Annotated in this window: 14 protein-coding genes; 11 read left to right on the top strand and 3 right to left on the bottom strand. The window is 65.4% G+C overall.

The window, feature by feature from the left end; genetic code table 11:
* Window positions 1-123 precede the first annotated feature (123 nt).
* From BQ7471_RS03140 to BQ7471_RS03125, 4 genes are all read left to right on the top strand, one after another.
* Window positions 124-723 carry a TetR/AcrR family transcriptional regulator gene (locus BQ7471_RS03140; protein WP_076464132.1) on the top strand — a complete coding sequence of 200 codons (600 nt, stop codon included), beginning with the start codon at window positions 124-126 and terminating at the stop codon, window positions 721-723.
* 101 nt (window positions 724-824) lie between these two features.
* Window positions 825-1823 carry an ornithine carbamoyltransferase gene (argF, locus tag BQ7471_RS03135; protein WP_076464130.1) on the top strand — a complete coding sequence of 333 codons (999 nt, stop codon included), beginning with the start codon at window positions 825-827 and terminating at the stop codon, window positions 1821-1823.
* Between the two features lie 23 nt (window positions 1824-1846).
* Window positions 1847-2785 carry an acetylglutamate kinase gene (gene argB, locus BQ7471_RS03130; RefSeq protein ID WP_076464129.1) on the top strand — a complete coding sequence of 313 codons (939 nt, stop codon included), beginning with the start codon at window positions 1847-1849 and terminating at the stop codon, window positions 2783-2785.
* The gene (locus tag BQ7471_RS03125; protein ID WP_076464127.1) at window positions 2782-3600 is read left to right on the top strand and encodes an exodeoxyribonuclease III; all 819 of its coding nucleotides are present in this window, start codon (window positions 2782-2784) and stop codon (window positions 3598-3600) included. Before argB ends, BQ7471_RS03125 begins: the two co-directional genes overlap by 4 nt.
* On the opposite strand, the gene BQ7471_RS03120 is transcribed toward BQ7471_RS03125, so the two are convergent.
* Together BQ7471_RS03120 and BQ7471_RS03115 are read right to left on the bottom strand one after the other, a co-directional pair.
* The gene (locus tag BQ7471_RS03120; RefSeq protein ID WP_076464125.1) at window positions 3588-4652 is read right to left on the bottom strand and encodes an acyltransferase family protein; all 1065 of its coding nucleotides are present in this window, start codon (window positions 4650-4652) and stop codon (window positions 3588-3590) included. The two genes, BQ7471_RS03125 and BQ7471_RS03120, sit on opposite strands and share 13 nt — an antisense overlap.
* 20 nt (window positions 4653-4672) lie before the next feature.
* Window positions 4673-5221 (bottom strand): 2'-5' RNA ligase family protein, encoded by a 549-nt coding sequence (locus BQ7471_RS03115; protein WP_076464124.1) that lies wholly within the window; start codon window positions 5219-5221, stop codon window positions 4673-4675.
* A gap of 148 nt (window positions 5222-5369) precedes the next feature.
* Here BQ7471_RS03115 and pth point away from each other — a divergent pair, with 148 nt between their 5' ends.
* From pth to BQ7471_RS03080, 7 genes are all read left to right on the top strand, one after another.
* A complete protein-coding gene (pth, locus tag BQ7471_RS03110) occupies window positions 5370-5981 on the top strand; it encodes an aminoacyl-tRNA hydrolase (protein ID WP_076464122.1) in 612 nt (203 codons plus the stop codon).
* A 3-nt stretch (window positions 5982-5984) separates the two neighbouring features.
* Entirely contained in the window at window positions 5985-9566 is a 3582-nt protein-coding gene (gene mfd / locus BQ7471_RS03105; RefSeq protein ID WP_076464120.1) for a transcription-repair coupling factor, read from the top strand.
* A gap of 112 nt (window positions 9567-9678) precedes the next feature.
* The gene (locus BQ7471_RS03100) at window positions 9679-10239 is read left to right on the top strand and encodes a hypothetical protein (RefSeq protein ID WP_076464118.1); all 561 of its coding nucleotides are present in this window, start codon (window positions 9679-9681) and stop codon (window positions 10237-10239) included.
* 236 nt (window positions 10240-10475) lie between these two features.
* Window positions 10476-11756, top strand: coding sequence for a phosphopyruvate hydratase (eno, locus tag BQ7471_RS03095; RefSeq protein ID WP_083663244.1), 1281 nt, complete (start codon window positions 10476-10478; stop codon window positions 11754-11756).
* Between the two features lie 169 nt (window positions 11757-11925).
* Window positions 11926-12672 carry an FtsB family cell division protein gene (locus BQ7471_RS03090; protein WP_076464115.1) on the top strand — a complete coding sequence of 249 codons (747 nt, stop codon included), beginning with the start codon at window positions 11926-11928 and terminating at the stop codon, window positions 12670-12672.
* A 28-nt stretch (window positions 12673-12700) separates the two neighbouring features.
* On the top strand, window positions 12701-13216 hold the full coding sequence (locus BQ7471_RS03085) for a DUF501 domain-containing protein (protein ID WP_076464114.1): 516 nt from the start codon (window positions 12701-12703) through the stop codon (window positions 13214-13216).
* 79 nt (window positions 13217-13295) lie between these two features.
* The gene (locus BQ7471_RS03080) at window positions 13296-14264 is read left to right on the top strand and encodes a Ppx/GppA phosphatase family protein (RefSeq protein ID WP_076464112.1); all 969 of its coding nucleotides are present in this window, start codon (window positions 13296-13298) and stop codon (window positions 14262-14264) included.
* An 11-nt stretch (window positions 14265-14275) separates the two neighbouring features.
* Here the strand turns inward: BQ7471_RS03080 and BQ7471_RS03075 are convergent, their stop codons facing one another.
* Window positions 14276-14833, bottom strand: coding sequence for an arsenate reductase/protein-tyrosine-phosphatase family protein (locus BQ7471_RS03075; RefSeq protein WP_076464111.1), 558 nt, complete (start codon window positions 14831-14833; stop codon window positions 14276-14278).
* Between the last annotated feature and the right edge of the window lie 299 nt (window positions 14834-15132).

Here is a 15132-nt window from a genome sequence, read left to right as displayed (position 1 = left end):
GAGGTGAACTGTCGGCATTCATTAGAGCGCCAAATAGAAGAGCAGCGACCATGATATGAAATGCGTTGTCAGAGGGATGCTGATGCGTAGAATCTAGACATCCGATGATTGCCAGGAGGAACGATGAACATCGTTGCCGTTCCGGACTCGACTGCGACGACGGCGCGTGGTGAGGAGCGCCGTCGCCAGATCATCGAGGCCGCTGCTGCACTGATCTGTGAGGAGGGTCCCGCCGCGGTCAGTCATCGCAGCGTTGCCGCACGCGCAGGATGCTCCCTGTCGGCGACGACGTACTATTTCTCGGGTCTCGACGATCTGCTCTTCCAGGCGGGCAAACTCAACATCTCCCGTTGGGCGTCGCGCGCGGAACGGGTCGCCGAAGAGGTCGAGTTGCGAGAGGAATCGGTCGGCTCTGATGACTCGATCGACTACATCCTCGCAGCGACCCTCCCGGCCGATGTCTCCCTGGCGGGCCACTACGGACAATTGATCGGCGTCGGGGACTCCTCCTCGGTGTCGCGGGCATACCGCACCGGCCGTGACCGTCTCAACGCCGCAGTAGGGCGCGTGCTTGCCCACCTGGGCATTGCGGTCGCCCCCGAACTGGTGATTGCCGTTGTCGACGGCGCAGCGGTGTCCGCCCTGTCGGAAGGCCGCGATGTTCGCGAGTCCGCCCGGGGTTTGTTGAGGCAACTCCGGGATCAATGCGTTTCCGACCGCTGACTCGCCTCCCGCCATAGATCACGTCACACGGCGTTGGCACTCCGGGTGCCGAAGAGGCGTCGCCCTGTAGCATGAGGCGAGAACCAGACGGAAGGACTGCAATGACCCACCCCCTGCACGGACGCCACCTCCTGCGTGAAATCGACTTCACCCCCGCAGAATGGTTGTCGCTCATCGACCTCGCCGCCGAATTGAAAGCGGCGAAGAAGAACGGCACCGAGGTCCGCCACCTGTCAGGCAAGAACATTGCACTGCTCTTCGAGAAGACGTCGACGCGCACCCGATGCTCCTTCGAGGTCGCCGCCCATGACCAGGGCGCGCACACCACCTACCTTGATCCGTCGGGCTCTCAGATGGGGCACAAGGAGTCCGTCGCCGACACTGCGCGCGTCCTTGGGCGCATGTTTGACGGTATTGAGTACCGCGGTGACGACCAGGACAAGGTGGAGATCCTTGCGGAGCTGTCCGGAGTCCCCGTGTGGAATGGGCTGACCGACGACTGGCATCCGACGCAGATGCTGTGCGACTCTCTCACCATGCTCGAGCAGGCTGGCAAGCCGCTGGGCGACGTGTCGTATGCCTATATCGGCGACGCCCGCTTCAACATGGGCAGGTCACTCCTCGTCAACGGCGCCCTCATTGGCGCGGATGTCCGCATCGTCGCACCGAAAGAACTGTGGCCAGATGAGGAGTGCATCGCGCAGGCCCACAGCATCGGCGAGCAGACGGGGGCGCGCATCACGTTGACCGCAGATATCGACTCCGGCGTCAGGGGAGTCGACTTCATCCACACCGACATCTGGGTGTCGATGGGGGAACCGCGCGAGGTGTGGAATGAGCGGATCGACATGCTCCGCGCCTACCAGGTTAATGCCGAACTCATGGCGAAGGCCGGTCCCCAGGCGAAGCTCATGCACTGTCTGCCCGCCTACCACGACCGCAACACCGCGATCGGCGAGCAGCTTTACGAGGCGACGGGGATGAACGGCATCGAAGTGACCGATGACGTCTTCGAGAGCCCCGCCTCTATCGTCTTCGACCAGGCGGAGAACCGCATGCACACGATCAAGGCCGTCATGGTCGCCACCCTCGGCGACTGACCGCTCAGGAAAGACACTTCGAGATGAACCCGGATCGCCCCCTCGACCTCACAGATGAACAGCGCGCACACGTATTGGGGGAGGCGCTGACGTGGATGCGCGAATTCCGCGGTCAGATCATCGTCATCAAGTACGGCGGACACGCCATGAGCGATGGGCTCGCTCAGCAGGCGTTCGCATCCGACGTGCAATTCCTCCAGCACGTCGGAATGTATCCCGTCGTTGTCCACGGCGGCGGCCCGCAGGTCAGTGCGATGCTGGCCAGACTCGGCATTGAGACGCCGTTCAGGGACGGCGTGCGCGTCACGACTGTCGAGGCCATGGAGATCGTCCGCATGGTCCTCACCGGGCAGGTCCAGCGCCGCCTCATCTCGCTGCTCAATCAGCGCGACAATCTCGCCGTCGGCATCTCGGGAGAGGACGGCGCCCTCTTCCGGGCGAAGAGGCGCTGCGGCTCCGACGAGGAGGGGAACGCGGTCGACTTCGGCCTCGTCGGCGATATTAGCGGTGTCGATCCGGGGGCAGTCATCGACCTCTTGGCAGCCGGGCGCATCCCCGTCATCTCGTCGATCGCCCTTAACGAGGACGATCCCCACGGCGTCCTCAACATTAACGCCGACGCCGCAGCAACCGCTCTCGCCGTCGCCCTCAAGGCGTCGAAGCTCCTCATGCTCACCGACGTTGAGGGTATCTACTCGAACTACCCGGAGCGCGATTCACTCATCCACCACACGACTGTGGGCGAATTGGAGGCGCTGGGAGATCTCATCTCCTCGGGCATGATCCCCAAGGTCCAGGCGTGCACCGAAGCCATCCGCGGGGGAGTGGGAGCCGTTCACGTCGTTGACGGCCGCCAGTTGCACTCCGTCCTCATCGAGGTGATGACCGACGAGGGCACCGGCACGATGGTGATCCCCGACCCCCGGGATGCGCCCGCAGCCGACGCGAACCTTCAGGAGTGATCATGCGAGTCGCGAGCATCAACCTCAATGGCATCCGCGCCGCTCATAGGCGCGGCTTCCTCGACTGGATCGACCAGGCCTCCCCCGATGTCCTCCTCATGCAGGAGGTGCGCGCCGAGCCGTCGATCACGGCGGATATCCTCGGCGGCGCGTGGGACCTCGTCGCCGAACCGAGCCGCATCAAGGGGCGAGCGGGCGTCGCCATTGCAGTGCGCTCGGGTGCCGTCGAGATCGCCTCGATTCGCCTCGGCCTCGATGACGCGGAGACCGACGCCGATTCGGGGCGCTGGGCGGAGGCCCATGCCCGCATGGGCGAGGGCGAGACCATTCGCCTCGTCTCCGCCTACTTCCACTCCGGCGAGAAGGACAGTGCGAAACAGGACGCGAAAATGGCGCACCTGCCGCGCATCGGGGCGCGCATGAGCGAACTGTACACGGACGCCGAATCGGGTGTGCAATCCTTGGTCTGCGGCGATTTCAATATTGTGCGCTCGCGGGCTGACATCAAGAATTGGACGCCGAACCACAATAAGAGGGCGGGCGTGCTCGACGAAGAGATCGTGTTCCTCAACGATTGGGTGGATGCGGGCTGGCGCGATGTGGTCCGCGATCTCGCGGGCGATGTGCAGGGGCCGTATTCGTGGTGGTCATGGCGCGGCAAGGCCTTTGACAATGACACGGGCTGGCGGATCGACTACCACTATGCGACGCCCCGACTCGCTGACGCTGCGCTTGACTACTCCATCGGACGTGCCGACTCGTACGACAGGCGCTTCTCCGACCACGCACCCGTCATCGTCGACTACCGACTCTGAGAACGCGTTGAACGATCCAGCGTCCGGTGGAGAGCCCTTGGCGCGGCCCACAGCCAGGGGAGCCACCGTCTCGTCGCCCAGTGGAGCACGACTGCGCCGATAACTCCTCCCGCAATGCCGAGGACGATATGGGCGGCGGCGGAGTCGATGTGAAGGCGGAGGAGGACTATCCGCGTCGCGGCGAGCGTCATCGTGTGTGCCAGGAAGATCACCATTGATTGGCGCCCGCAATACGCGAGCGGACGGGCGAGCGGCACGAATGGCTCGATAAGGATCGAGGCTGCGACGATTCCGATGACTGCCAGCCATGCGGCGACGAATCCGAGGATGACTGACTGCGGCGTCCGATCGATGTGCGAGGTCGTGGGCGCACTCGGCACCGTCACGACGATGATCGCGATGTATGCGGTGAGCGCGATAGCTGAGAGTACGAGCATGCCGACGACGCCGATGCGCCTGCGGGCCTTCGCATATCCGGCGAGTCCCGTGCAGGCGCCGACCGAATAGAAGATCGTCAGCCCCAGCCCCTGGGCGAAGATGAACGGCCCGAAGACCCCCCACATTGCTAGGCTGACCGCGATCGCAGCGACGAGGGTCGCCGCCGTTCGCCCTCGAGTGCGCCACGGCTGGATGAGCGCCGCTCCCACGCTCATGAGCGCGATCCAGGGGATGAACCACATCTGATTCGCGGGCTTCCACAGCATGAACACCGAGGCGAGGGAGCGTTCCGTGTTCACCGACCCGGCGAGCGCATATTGCATGAGCCCCTGGATCAGGGACCAGAGTACGTAAATCCACGCGAATTCGACGAGACGACGACGAAGATACGCTCCCGGCGTGCGCGACGACAGGCTCCCGGGAACCATGAGTCCCGCGGCGAAAGCGAAGAGGGCGAGGTGAACCATGTACAGCCCCCGGTCCGCAGTCAGGAAGAGGGGCGCGTCAGAGGGGAAGACCGAGGCATTGGCGAGGCCGCGCAGGACATGGCCGACGACGATGAGGATGATGGCGACACCCCTGACGATGTCGATGGAGGCGTCGCGTGCTCGCATGGTCGGAGTGTAACAGCGGCTCAGGGCGTCGTAGCTTCGAAGTCGAAGAGCGCCATCGTCTGATACATGCCGTTCTCGTCGACGCGGTCGAGCCTGAACCCCGGGACCATCCATGACGCCTCGAATTGCTCGCCCACATCGACGGCGAGGTCGAGGGCGGGGTCGTCGACATCCTGGGCGAGGGTGACATGCGGGTGGTACGGGAATCGCCGAACGTCGTCGAGGGGAGGGGTGCGCACATCGTCGGCGAGCTGCGTGCACTGCGCCGCTCCTTCGGACAACTCGAGGAAGGCGACCTGCGAGACGGGGCGAAAGGAGTCCGCCCCCTTGAGGGTGATGCGGAACGGACGATGATGCTTGGCGACTTCACGCAGGTGGCGGATGATATCGGGGCGCTGATCGGTGGGCAGCGAGGTCGGCGGGAGGATCGTGATATGAGCGGGCACCATGGCCCCCTGCAGGTCGCCCAGGCGCAGGCGCAAGTCGGTGAGCTCGGTGACCCACGGCTCCGGGATGGCGACGACGACTCCCAGCCAATCGTGGCCGGGCATGCGCTGCGGGAGGAACATCGGGCACCTTCACATCTGGGACGTCGTCCGTTCATCGTAGCGGCACACAGGTGCGGATCGGCGCCCGATGATGCCATGCCCCACACTTCCTCCCTGTGTCCTGCTCCGATGGGGTACTCGGGGCGGCAGTCGTGACAGAATCGACGCCATGAGTGCATCGTCTCCCTGGCTCGTCGTCGGACTCGGGAACCCCGGCGCCCACTACGCCATCACCCGGCATAATGTCGGACGCCTGACGGTGGACGTCCTCGCGCGCAGAGGAAGCGCGTCGCTGCGGGCGCACGGCTCGGGTACGCACACCGCAGACATCCGCCTGGGGGTCGGAGCGGGCGGAGTACCCGGACCTAAGGCGGTCATCGCGGTGTCGGACTCCTATATGAATACTTCGGGCGGCCCGATCGGCCGACTCATGCGCTTCTTATCGATCACCCCCGACCGCCTCCTCGTCATCCACGACGACCTTGATCTTCCCGCCCATGAACTGCGTCTCAAGAGGGGGGGCGGCGAAGGCGGACACAACGGTCTCAAGTCCCTCTCACACGTCCTCGGCACGAAGGACTACCACCGCCTGCGTATCGGTATCGGACGCCCGCCGGGCAGGCAGGATCCTGCCGACTTCGTGCTCGCCACGATCGGACTGAAGGACCGCGCTGAGTGGGATGTGACATTCGAGAAGGCGGCGGATGTCGTTGAAGACATCGTGACCGGCGGATTCACCACCGCCCAACAGACCCTCCACAGTGCGAACGCGGGGCGATAAGCCGTGAGACTGACAGGACTCTCAGCACTCATCTCATCCGATGTTGCGATCGACCGGGCGAGCGGATCCATCGCCTCGGGCCGCTCCGGCGTCCTCGTCGCCCCCGTCGGCCTGCGGGCGGCTGCGATCAGCGCGCTCGCCGCGCATGCGGGATGCACCCCCCTCGTCGTGGTGACGGCGACCGGCCGCGAGGCGGACCAGCTGACGGCGGCCCTGCGGTCGTGGAGCGAAGGCGTCGACATGTTGCCCTCATGGGAGACCCTCCCGCATGAGCGCCTCTCCCCGCAGGTCGACACGATGGCGCGCCGTATCGCGGTGCTGCGCAGACTTGCCCACCCGGTCGCCGGGGATGCCCATGCGGGGCCGATCCGCATCCTCGTCGTGCCCATCCGCGCATTCCTCCAACCCGTCATCGCGGGGTTGGGCGACCTCGAACCAGTGCGGGTGCGAGTCGGGGATCGTGTGGATCTGCCCGACCTCGCGGCAAGACTCGCCGACCTCGGCTATACGCGCACCGACATGGTGGAGGGACGTGGACAGTTCAGCGTGCGCGGCGGGATCTTCGACGTCTTCCCCCCGCAGGAGGCCCACCCCCTGCGCATCGAACTGTGGGGCGACGAGGTCGACGAGATCCGTGCATTCTCCATCCAGGATCAGCGCACCCTGGGCGATGTGCGCCAGGGGGTGTGGGCGACCGCCTGTCGCGAGCTCCTCTTGACGAGGGCGGTAAGGATCCGGGCGCGAGAACTCGTCGACACCCTCCCGGGCGCTGCGCAGATGCTGTCGCTCGCGTCGGAGGGGATCGCCGCCCCGGGCATCGAATCCCTCGCACCGGTGCTGTCGCGCGGCATGGAGCGCCTCATCGATCTCATCCCTGCCGAATCGCCCATCATCGCCATCGAACCGGAGAGGATCCGGGCTCGCGCCGACGACCTCGTCGCGACGACGCAGGAGTTCCTCACAGCCGCATGGTCGGCCGCCGCCGGGGGAGCGGATGTCCCCATTGAGGCGGGCGACGCCTCCTTCCTCGACTTCGCCGAGCTGTGGGAGTCCGATTCGAGGCCGTGGTGGCAGGTCACGGCTCTGCCGCCCGCAGAATTGGCGGACGCCCTGTCCAACACCGACGAGGATGCGGGCGCCGACGCCGCACCGATCGTCGTATCCTCCACGCTCATGAAGGCAGGCGCCCGCGACGTGCGCCCCTATCGGGGGGACTTCGAGGCCGCGTGCCGTGACCTCGCCTCTCTTGCGCGCGATGGATGGCGCCTCGTCGTCACAACAGAGGGGCCCGGTCCGGGCAGGCGCATCGCTTCCATCCTCACCGACGTCGGCGTCGCAACGTCCCTTGTCGACGACATCGACTCCGCGCCCGATCCGGGGGTCGTCACCGTGACGACCGCGCAGTCGGGAAGCGGCTTCATCGCCCCCGCTCTCAGGTTCGCGATCCTCACAGAGGGCGACCTGACGGGGCGCTCAGGCGCGTCGACCCGCGATATGCGGCGCATGCCATCGAGGCGGCGCAAGGGGATCGACCCGCTGTCCCTGCACCCGGGCGACTACATCGTTCACGATCAGCACGGTATTGGACGATTCATCGAACTCGCGTCGCGGACCATGGGGCGGGGCGATGCCGCGGTGACGCGCGACTACCTGGTCCTCGAATACGCGCCCTCGAAGAGGGGACAGCCCGGCGATCGGCTGTACGTGCCGACTGACAGCCTCGATCAGATCTCTCGCTACACGGGTTCCGATCAGCCGACTCTGACGAAGATGGGCGGCGCAGAGTGGGCGAAGACGAAGGCCCGCGCGAAGAAAGCGGTCAATGAGATCGCGAAGGAACTTATCCGCCTGTACGCAGCGCGTCAGGCGACCAAGGGGCACGCCTTCTGTCCGGATACGCCGTGGCAGCACGAGCTCGAAGACGCCTTCCCCTACGTGGAGACTCCCGATCAGCTGGTGACGATCGACGAGGTGAAGGCGGATATGGAGAAGCCCACGCCGATGGATCGCCTCCTCACCGGCGACGTCGGCTATGGGAAGACGGAGATCGCAGTGCGCGCCGCATTCAAGGCGATCCAGGATGGCAAGCAAGTCGCGGTCCTCGTCCCGACGACGCTGCTCGTCACCCAGCACGTCGAGACCTTCACGGAGCGCTACGCGGGATTCCCCGTGACGATCGGCTCCCTGTCGCGTTTCTCCACCGTTAAGGAAGCGGAGGAAGTGAAGGCGGGTCTCGCCTCGGGCGCCATCGACCTCGTCATCGGCACTCATTCGCTTCTGACGGGTGCGGTGTCCTTCAAGGACCTCGGCCTCGTGGTCATTGATGAGGAGCAGCGCTTCGGTGTCGAGCACAAAGAGACCCTCAAGGCGTTGCGCACCGATGTCGACGTTTTGTCGATGTCGGCGACGCCGATCCCCAGGACGTTGGAGATGGCGGTCTCCGGGATCCGGGAGATGTCAATCCTGCAGACTCCGCCCGAGGAACGCCAGCCGGTCCTCACCTTCGTCGGAGCCTTCACCGACGCCCAGGTGAGCGCTGCGATCCGCAGGGAGCTGCTGCGCGACGGGCAGGTGTTCTACGTCCACAACCGTGTCGACTCTATCAATTCGGTGGCCGCTCACGTCCAGTCCCTCGTTCCCGAGGCGAGGGTCCGCGTCGCCCACGGCAAGTTGTCAGAGCACCAGTTGGAGCAGGTGATCATTGATTTTTGGAATCACGAGTTCGACGTCCTCGTGTGCACGACGATCGTGGAGACGGGGCTCGACATTTCGAATGCGAATACCCTCATCGTGGATCGCGCGGATGTCTTCGGGCTCTCCCAACTCCACCAGCTGCGTGGACGGGTGGGCCGCGGTCGCGAGCGCGCTTACGCCTACTTCTTCTACCCGGGCGACAAGACGTTGACGCAGACCGCTCATGAGCGCCTCACCACGATTGCATCGAATACGGATCTGGGGGCGGGTCTCGCAGTCGCGCAGAAAGATCTGGAGATTCGGGGAGCGGGCAATCTCCTGGGCGGGGCCCAATCGGGCCATGTCGAGGGCGTCGGTTTCGACCTGTATGTGCGCATGGTCGCTGAGGCTGTCGCCGCTTTCAGGGGGGAGGCCCCCGAGGAGAAGAAGGATGTGCGCCTCGATCTGACGGTCGACGCCCATATTCCGGAGTCCTATGTGCCGGGGGAGAGACTGCGTCTGGAGGTGTATGCGAAGATCGCCGCCGTCTCATCACCTGAGCAGGAGGCCGATGTACGCGAGGAACTCGTCGACCGCTACGGCACACCGCCGCGCGAGGTCGAGTTGCTTTTCGCCGTTGCCCGGCTGAGGCGCACGCTTCGGGCGTCAGGCCTCGAGGAGGTCGTCACGCAGGGTAAGTATGTGCGCATCAACCCGGTGGAGTTGCGCGATTCCCAGGTGATGAGGCTCAAGCGCCTCCACCCGGGCAGCGTCATCAAGGCTGCGGTGCGCCAAGTCCTCGTACCCGTTCCGACTACTGCGCGGATCGGGGGCGCCCCCCTCACCGATGAGGCTCTCCTCGAATGGGTGGAGACCCTCGTGACGAAGGTCCTCGTCCCCTTCGGCGAGTAGCCCGCCGAATGCATCACCCGTGTGGGCGCCCCGATGATCACTCCACCACGGCAGCGGGATCGGGGACTAGACTGGACGCGGCCGGTTGTGGCCGCCATGAGGGAGGAACCACGTGTTCAGTGTGAAGAAAGCGGCAGTGGCCGCCGCAGTCGTAACGGTAGTCTGCGGTTTGGGAGCGTGCTCAGCCCATCCCGGCGCGGCCGTCATCGTCAACGGCGTCGCCTACTCGGAGGCCGATATCACCGAAGGCGTGGAGCAGTACGCGGAGCTCACCGGTAATCGTCTCGAACGTCCCACCTTCGCCAATGCGATCCCCGGTGCTGTGAGTCAGATCGACCTCGCGCGCGAACTCGGTCTCGACATCTCCGACGAGGCTGTTGACGCCTATGTCCAGACACTGGTCGATGCGGGCCGCATTGTGGCGCCCGAAGAAGAACTCGGCACCGTCATGCGCGACATCTTCCGTCAGACCATCGCCGTCAGTCAGTTCAATGAACTCGGCGCCTCCGCCGCGCCCGCCATTTCGGAGGCGTATGAGCAGATCCTGGCGAATCAGAGCGTCGTCATCAATCCGCGCTACGGCACCGTCGACCCCACCACCGGGGCGAATCTGCTCCCACTCTTCGCAGATGTCGTCGACTCCGCGTCGCTCAGCGCCGCCGAGGGCGAGTGAGCGCTCGGCGGAGCGCGGATGAACCGCCGCATGCCCTCTCCCGCTGGAAGTGACCGACGACTCGAGCAGTGGTGACGCGCCCGGGACCAATGTCTACTGCGCGGGAAATGTGTCATCGGCGGACTCAAAGTCGGTCAAATGACTCACGCTTACGGCTAGGCTAGGCCTCAAGGCCGTTGAGGTACTACCGTTAGACTTGACCCATGGTCCACGAAATTGATCGATTGGAGAATGACGTGGCAAGGATTGAGGCAATTGGAGCTCGCGAGATTCTCGACTCGCGCGGCAACCCCACCGTTGAGGTTGAGGTCCTTCTCGAGGATGGCACCCTGTCGCGTGCATCCGTGCCGTCGGGCGCATCGACCGGCGCATTCGAAGCCGTTGAGCGACGTGACGGCGATAAGGACCGTTACCTCGGCAAGGGCGTTCAGGACGCTGTCGACGCTGTCACCGACATTATCGCACCCGAACTTATTGACGAGGACGCTGCTGACCAGCGTCACATTGACGAGGCCATGCTCGACCTCGACGGCACCGACAACAAGGGCCGCCTCGGCGCGAACGCGATCCTCGGCGTCTCCCTCGCCGTCGCGCGTGCAGCCGCCGACTCCGCGGGCCTGTCCCTCTACCAGTACCTCGGCGGCCCGAACGCCCATGTTCTGCCCGTCCCGATGATGAACATCCTCAACGGCGGTTCCCACGCGGACACCAACGTTGACATCCAGGAGTTCATGATCGCTCCCCTCGGCGCTCCCACCTTCCGCGAGGCGCTGCGCTGGGGCGCAGAGGTTTACCACGTCCTCAAGGCGGTCATCAAGGATCGCGGTCTGTCTACCGGTCTGGGCGACGAGGGCGGCTTCGCCCCGAACCTCGACTCGAACGCTGCGGCTCTCGACCTCATCATCGAGGCCATCGAGAGGGCGGGATTCAAGCCCGGCCAGGATGTCGCGCTGGCCCTCGACGTCGCCTCCTCCGAGTTCTTCAAGGACGGCCTCTATCGTTTCGAGGGCGAAGGCCGTTCGACCGACTATATGGTCTCCTACTACGAGAAGCTCATTTCGGACTACCCGCTCGTCTCCATCGAAGACCCGCTCTCCGAGGACGAATGGGATGCCTGGAAGGCTCTCACCACGCAGATCGGCTCGAGCGTCCAGCTCGTCGGCGACGACCTGTTCGTCACCAACCCGCAGCGTCTGAGCAAGGGCATCGAGCTTGGTGCCGCGAACGCCCTCCTCGTCAAGGTCAACCAGATCGGCTCCCTCACCGAGACCCTCGACGCGGTTGAGCTCGCACACCGAAGCGGCTTCCGCTCGATGACCTCGCACCGCTCCGGCGAGACCGAGGACACCACGATCGCCGATCTCGCGGTTGCGACCAACTCCGGTCAGATCAAGACCGGCGCCCCCGCCCGCTCCGAGCGCGTCGCCAAGTACAACCAGCTCCTCCGCATCGAGGAGGAACTCGGCGATGCAGCGGTTTACGCAGGCCGCTCGTCTTTCCCTCGCGCCTCCTTCTGACGCGCTGAGGACAGCGCGTCCCAACGCGTGAACCACTGGGTGCCCCGGGCCGATTGGCCCGGGGCACCCGCGTATTCCGAGGCGCGTCTACGACAAGATCACAGGGGCTCGGTTCGACATGCCGCCGCATCGGCGAGCGGCGGACAGTCGACTGGGGCACGATTGACGCATGTCTTCCAACGAGCGCCCAGGACGCCCCCATGCGCCCCGACGACCCTCGCGCACCACGGGGTCGTCCGCTTGTCGCTCCGCATCCGCTGCGGGCAAAGGCGGAGGAGATGCGAAGGCCAAGAGCCACAGGACCAGCCGCGAGACGCGCACCGCGGCGTCATCCGCATCCGGCGCCAAACGCGACCGCGGGCGCTCGGCATCGCGGCCGAGAACCTCGACCTCGCGTCTCGGTCACGATGCGGGTCGTGACGAGGCTCGCGCCAAGCGCATCAACGATTCGAAGAGTTTCACGATCGGCGGCCTGGAGATCTCTACGAGGCTATTCACCACCGTGCTCCTGGCGGGGGTCCTCGCCTTCCTCCTCGTGCCGAACCTGTACGACTGGTGGCGCCAGGAACAGGACTACCGCGATATCCGGGCGCGCGTGGCGGCGGCCGAGCAGCGCAATGCGAATATGCGCGAGCAACTCGAACTGTGGGAGGACCCCGAGTACATCGCCTCCCAGGCGAGGGCCCGCCTGGGATACGTCAAGCCCGGCGAAACCCAGTACACGGTTGTCGACCCGGGAGACGACTACCTCGATCAGGCGCAGGTGAGCGCCGCCGAAGTGCGGGGACCCGCACGACCGTGGGTGCAGGTAGTCGGTATCCTGTTGCGCGAAGCCGATGAGGCGCCGCTCGCCGTCGCCGACTCTCAGTCGGGCGTGCAGTCCGGCGTCGACTCGGCGGCCCAATCGGGTGAATAATCCGGACACTGACCCCCGAGGAGACCCCGTGACATCCGTGCCCCGCGACCCCGCTGCCCCCACCGCCTCCGATATCGAGGTGCTGCACGAGCAGCTCGACCGCGTGCCCCGAGGAGTCGTGGCGATCGGCGCCCGCTGCGTGTGCGGGCGTCCGACAGTGGTGACGACTGCGCCCAGGCTTGAAGACGGTTCCCCGTTCCCCACAACCTTCTACCTCACGTGCCCGCCCATTGTGCGCGCCTGCTCCACCCTGGAGGCCGAGCACCTCATGGAGGAGTATAATGCGCTTCTTCTCAACGATGAGCGCCTTGCCGCCGCCTACGAGTCCGCGCACCGCGACTACATCGCCCGACGCCAACGACTCGGAGACGTCCCCGAGATCGCGGGGGTGTCAGCCGGGGGCATGCCGACGCGCGTCAAATGCCTTCACGCCCTCGTCGGCCACGCCCTCGCGGCGGGCCCCGGCGTCAATCCCATCGGGGATCTCGCGCTTGCGGTGATGGCCGAGCGCGGTATGTGGAGCGTCGACCGCTGCTCCTGCTGAAGCGTGGCGACGGGGAGAATCGCCCATCAATGGGCCGGGCATCGGCGAAGACGACGGGCGCCTGTGGGAAAATAGACGGGTGACTCGAGTAGCAGCAATCGATTGTGGAACAAACTCCATCCGTCTCCTCGTAGCAGATGCGCATACCGACGGGAACGGCGCGACGACGCTCATCGATATTACGCGGCAGATGCGGATCGTTCGACTCGGGCAGGGAGTCGATCGTACGGGCCGTCTCGACCCCGCTGCGATCGACCGCACCATTGATGCCGTCGTCGAATATGAGCGGATGATCCACCGCCTGGGGGCGACAGCGCTGCGCTTCGTCGGCACCTCGGCGATGCGCGATGCGAGTAACCGGCTGGAATTCGTCGACGCCGTGCGCACCGTCCTCGGAGTCGATCCCGAAGTCGTCGAGGGAACCGAAGAGGCAGCGCTTTCCTTCATGGGAGCGGTGTGCGGACTCGATGCCGATACGCCCGCGCCGATGCTGGTCGTCGACATCGGCGGCGGTTCGACGGAACTGGTCCTCGGCGATACCCGTGTCCGCCAAGCCATTTCCATTGACATGGGGGCGGTTCGCGTCACTGAGAAGTTCTTCTCCGACTGCGACCCGGCGGCGGGTATTCCCGCCGACGCCCAGGACCGCGCTGCGAAGTGGATCGATGAGCAACTCGAGCATGCACGTACGAGCGTGGACTTCGACCGCGTCGCAACACTCGTCGGCGTTGCGGGAACGGTGACCACTGTGACTGCTCAGGCCCTCGAATTGACGAGCTACCAGCCGGAACTCATCCACGCCGCCCGACTCTCCCCGGAGCAGATCGACCGGGCTGTCCGCTTCATGGTGGATCAGCCGGTCCCAGTCAAAGCGGCTCTCGGATTCATGCCGGAGGGGCGCGAGGACGTCATCGCGGCGGGCGCCCTCATCTGGAGTCGCATCGTGCGCCGAATCGATGACGAGGCCGCAGCACAGGGCAGGGGCCTCGACGAGGTCATCACCTCGGAGCACGACATCCTCGACGGGATTGCCCTATCGATCGCCTGACGCCGTCGGGTTCATGCGAGTCTGGCGGTGACGATGCGGACCGCCCGGCTGATATCGTCCACGGCCCGTCGCGCCGCCTCCTCTCCGCGGCCATAGGGATCCTCGATCCAGTCAATGGTGGGATCGAGTGGGGTGGCGCCGAGGAGGGGGAGGAGATCCTCCGCGTCGACCCGTGCGTCATCGGGGAGCGTGCTCAGGATGCGGGCAACATGGCCGAGGGCGAAGGTCTTGGAGATGTGCTCGGGCAGGTAGGTCGCGATCCATTGGAGCTGCTCGCGGTCGAAGATGAGGACGGTGCGGGCGTCTTTCATGAGTCGCCCCGTCAATTGCCTGGCGCGGTGGGCGGAGTGGTCGAGACCGACGGTGCGGGCGGCGCTGAGGATGGCGGGGTCCATGGGGGCCCCGCGAAGCGCCGCGACTCCGGCGGAGGCGAATGTGTACTGCGAGTCGGGCCGGATGAGTTGCGAATACTCCGAGGCGAATGCGGATCGGCAGATATTGCCGGTGCAGACGTAGAGGATGGTGCAGCCTGAGGAAGCGGGCGGCGGGTCGCTCGTCCAGTTGTACATCTGGGAATCCTCCTGGGTGTCGGTGTGTTGTGCGCGCCAGGTTCGTTGCTGTCAGGCTATGAAGGCGCAGAGGATCCCTTCAAGGCGGTTACCGGTGAATGTGATGCATTCGCTGAGGGGGAGCCTGAGAGGCCGGGCAGAAGAAGAGAGAATCGGTCCGTATCGTGAGACCTTGATGATGTGGGATTCACCGGGGCGGGCGGTGCGGTGACAACTGCGCGCATTGTTCGACAGGGGGACACGGGCTGGTCCCACCGGGTGAGGGTCGGTTCAGTGACGAGTAAACGGGTAGTATAGCA

It is taken from the genome of Actinomyces mediterranea (genome assembly GCF_900155595.1).
Lineage (GTDB): Bacteria > Actinomycetota > Actinomycetes > Actinomycetales > Actinomycetaceae > Pauljensenia > Pauljensenia mediterranea.
Note: the sequence above shows the minus strand (reverse complement) of the source record. Positions and strands in the feature narration are given on the sequence as shown.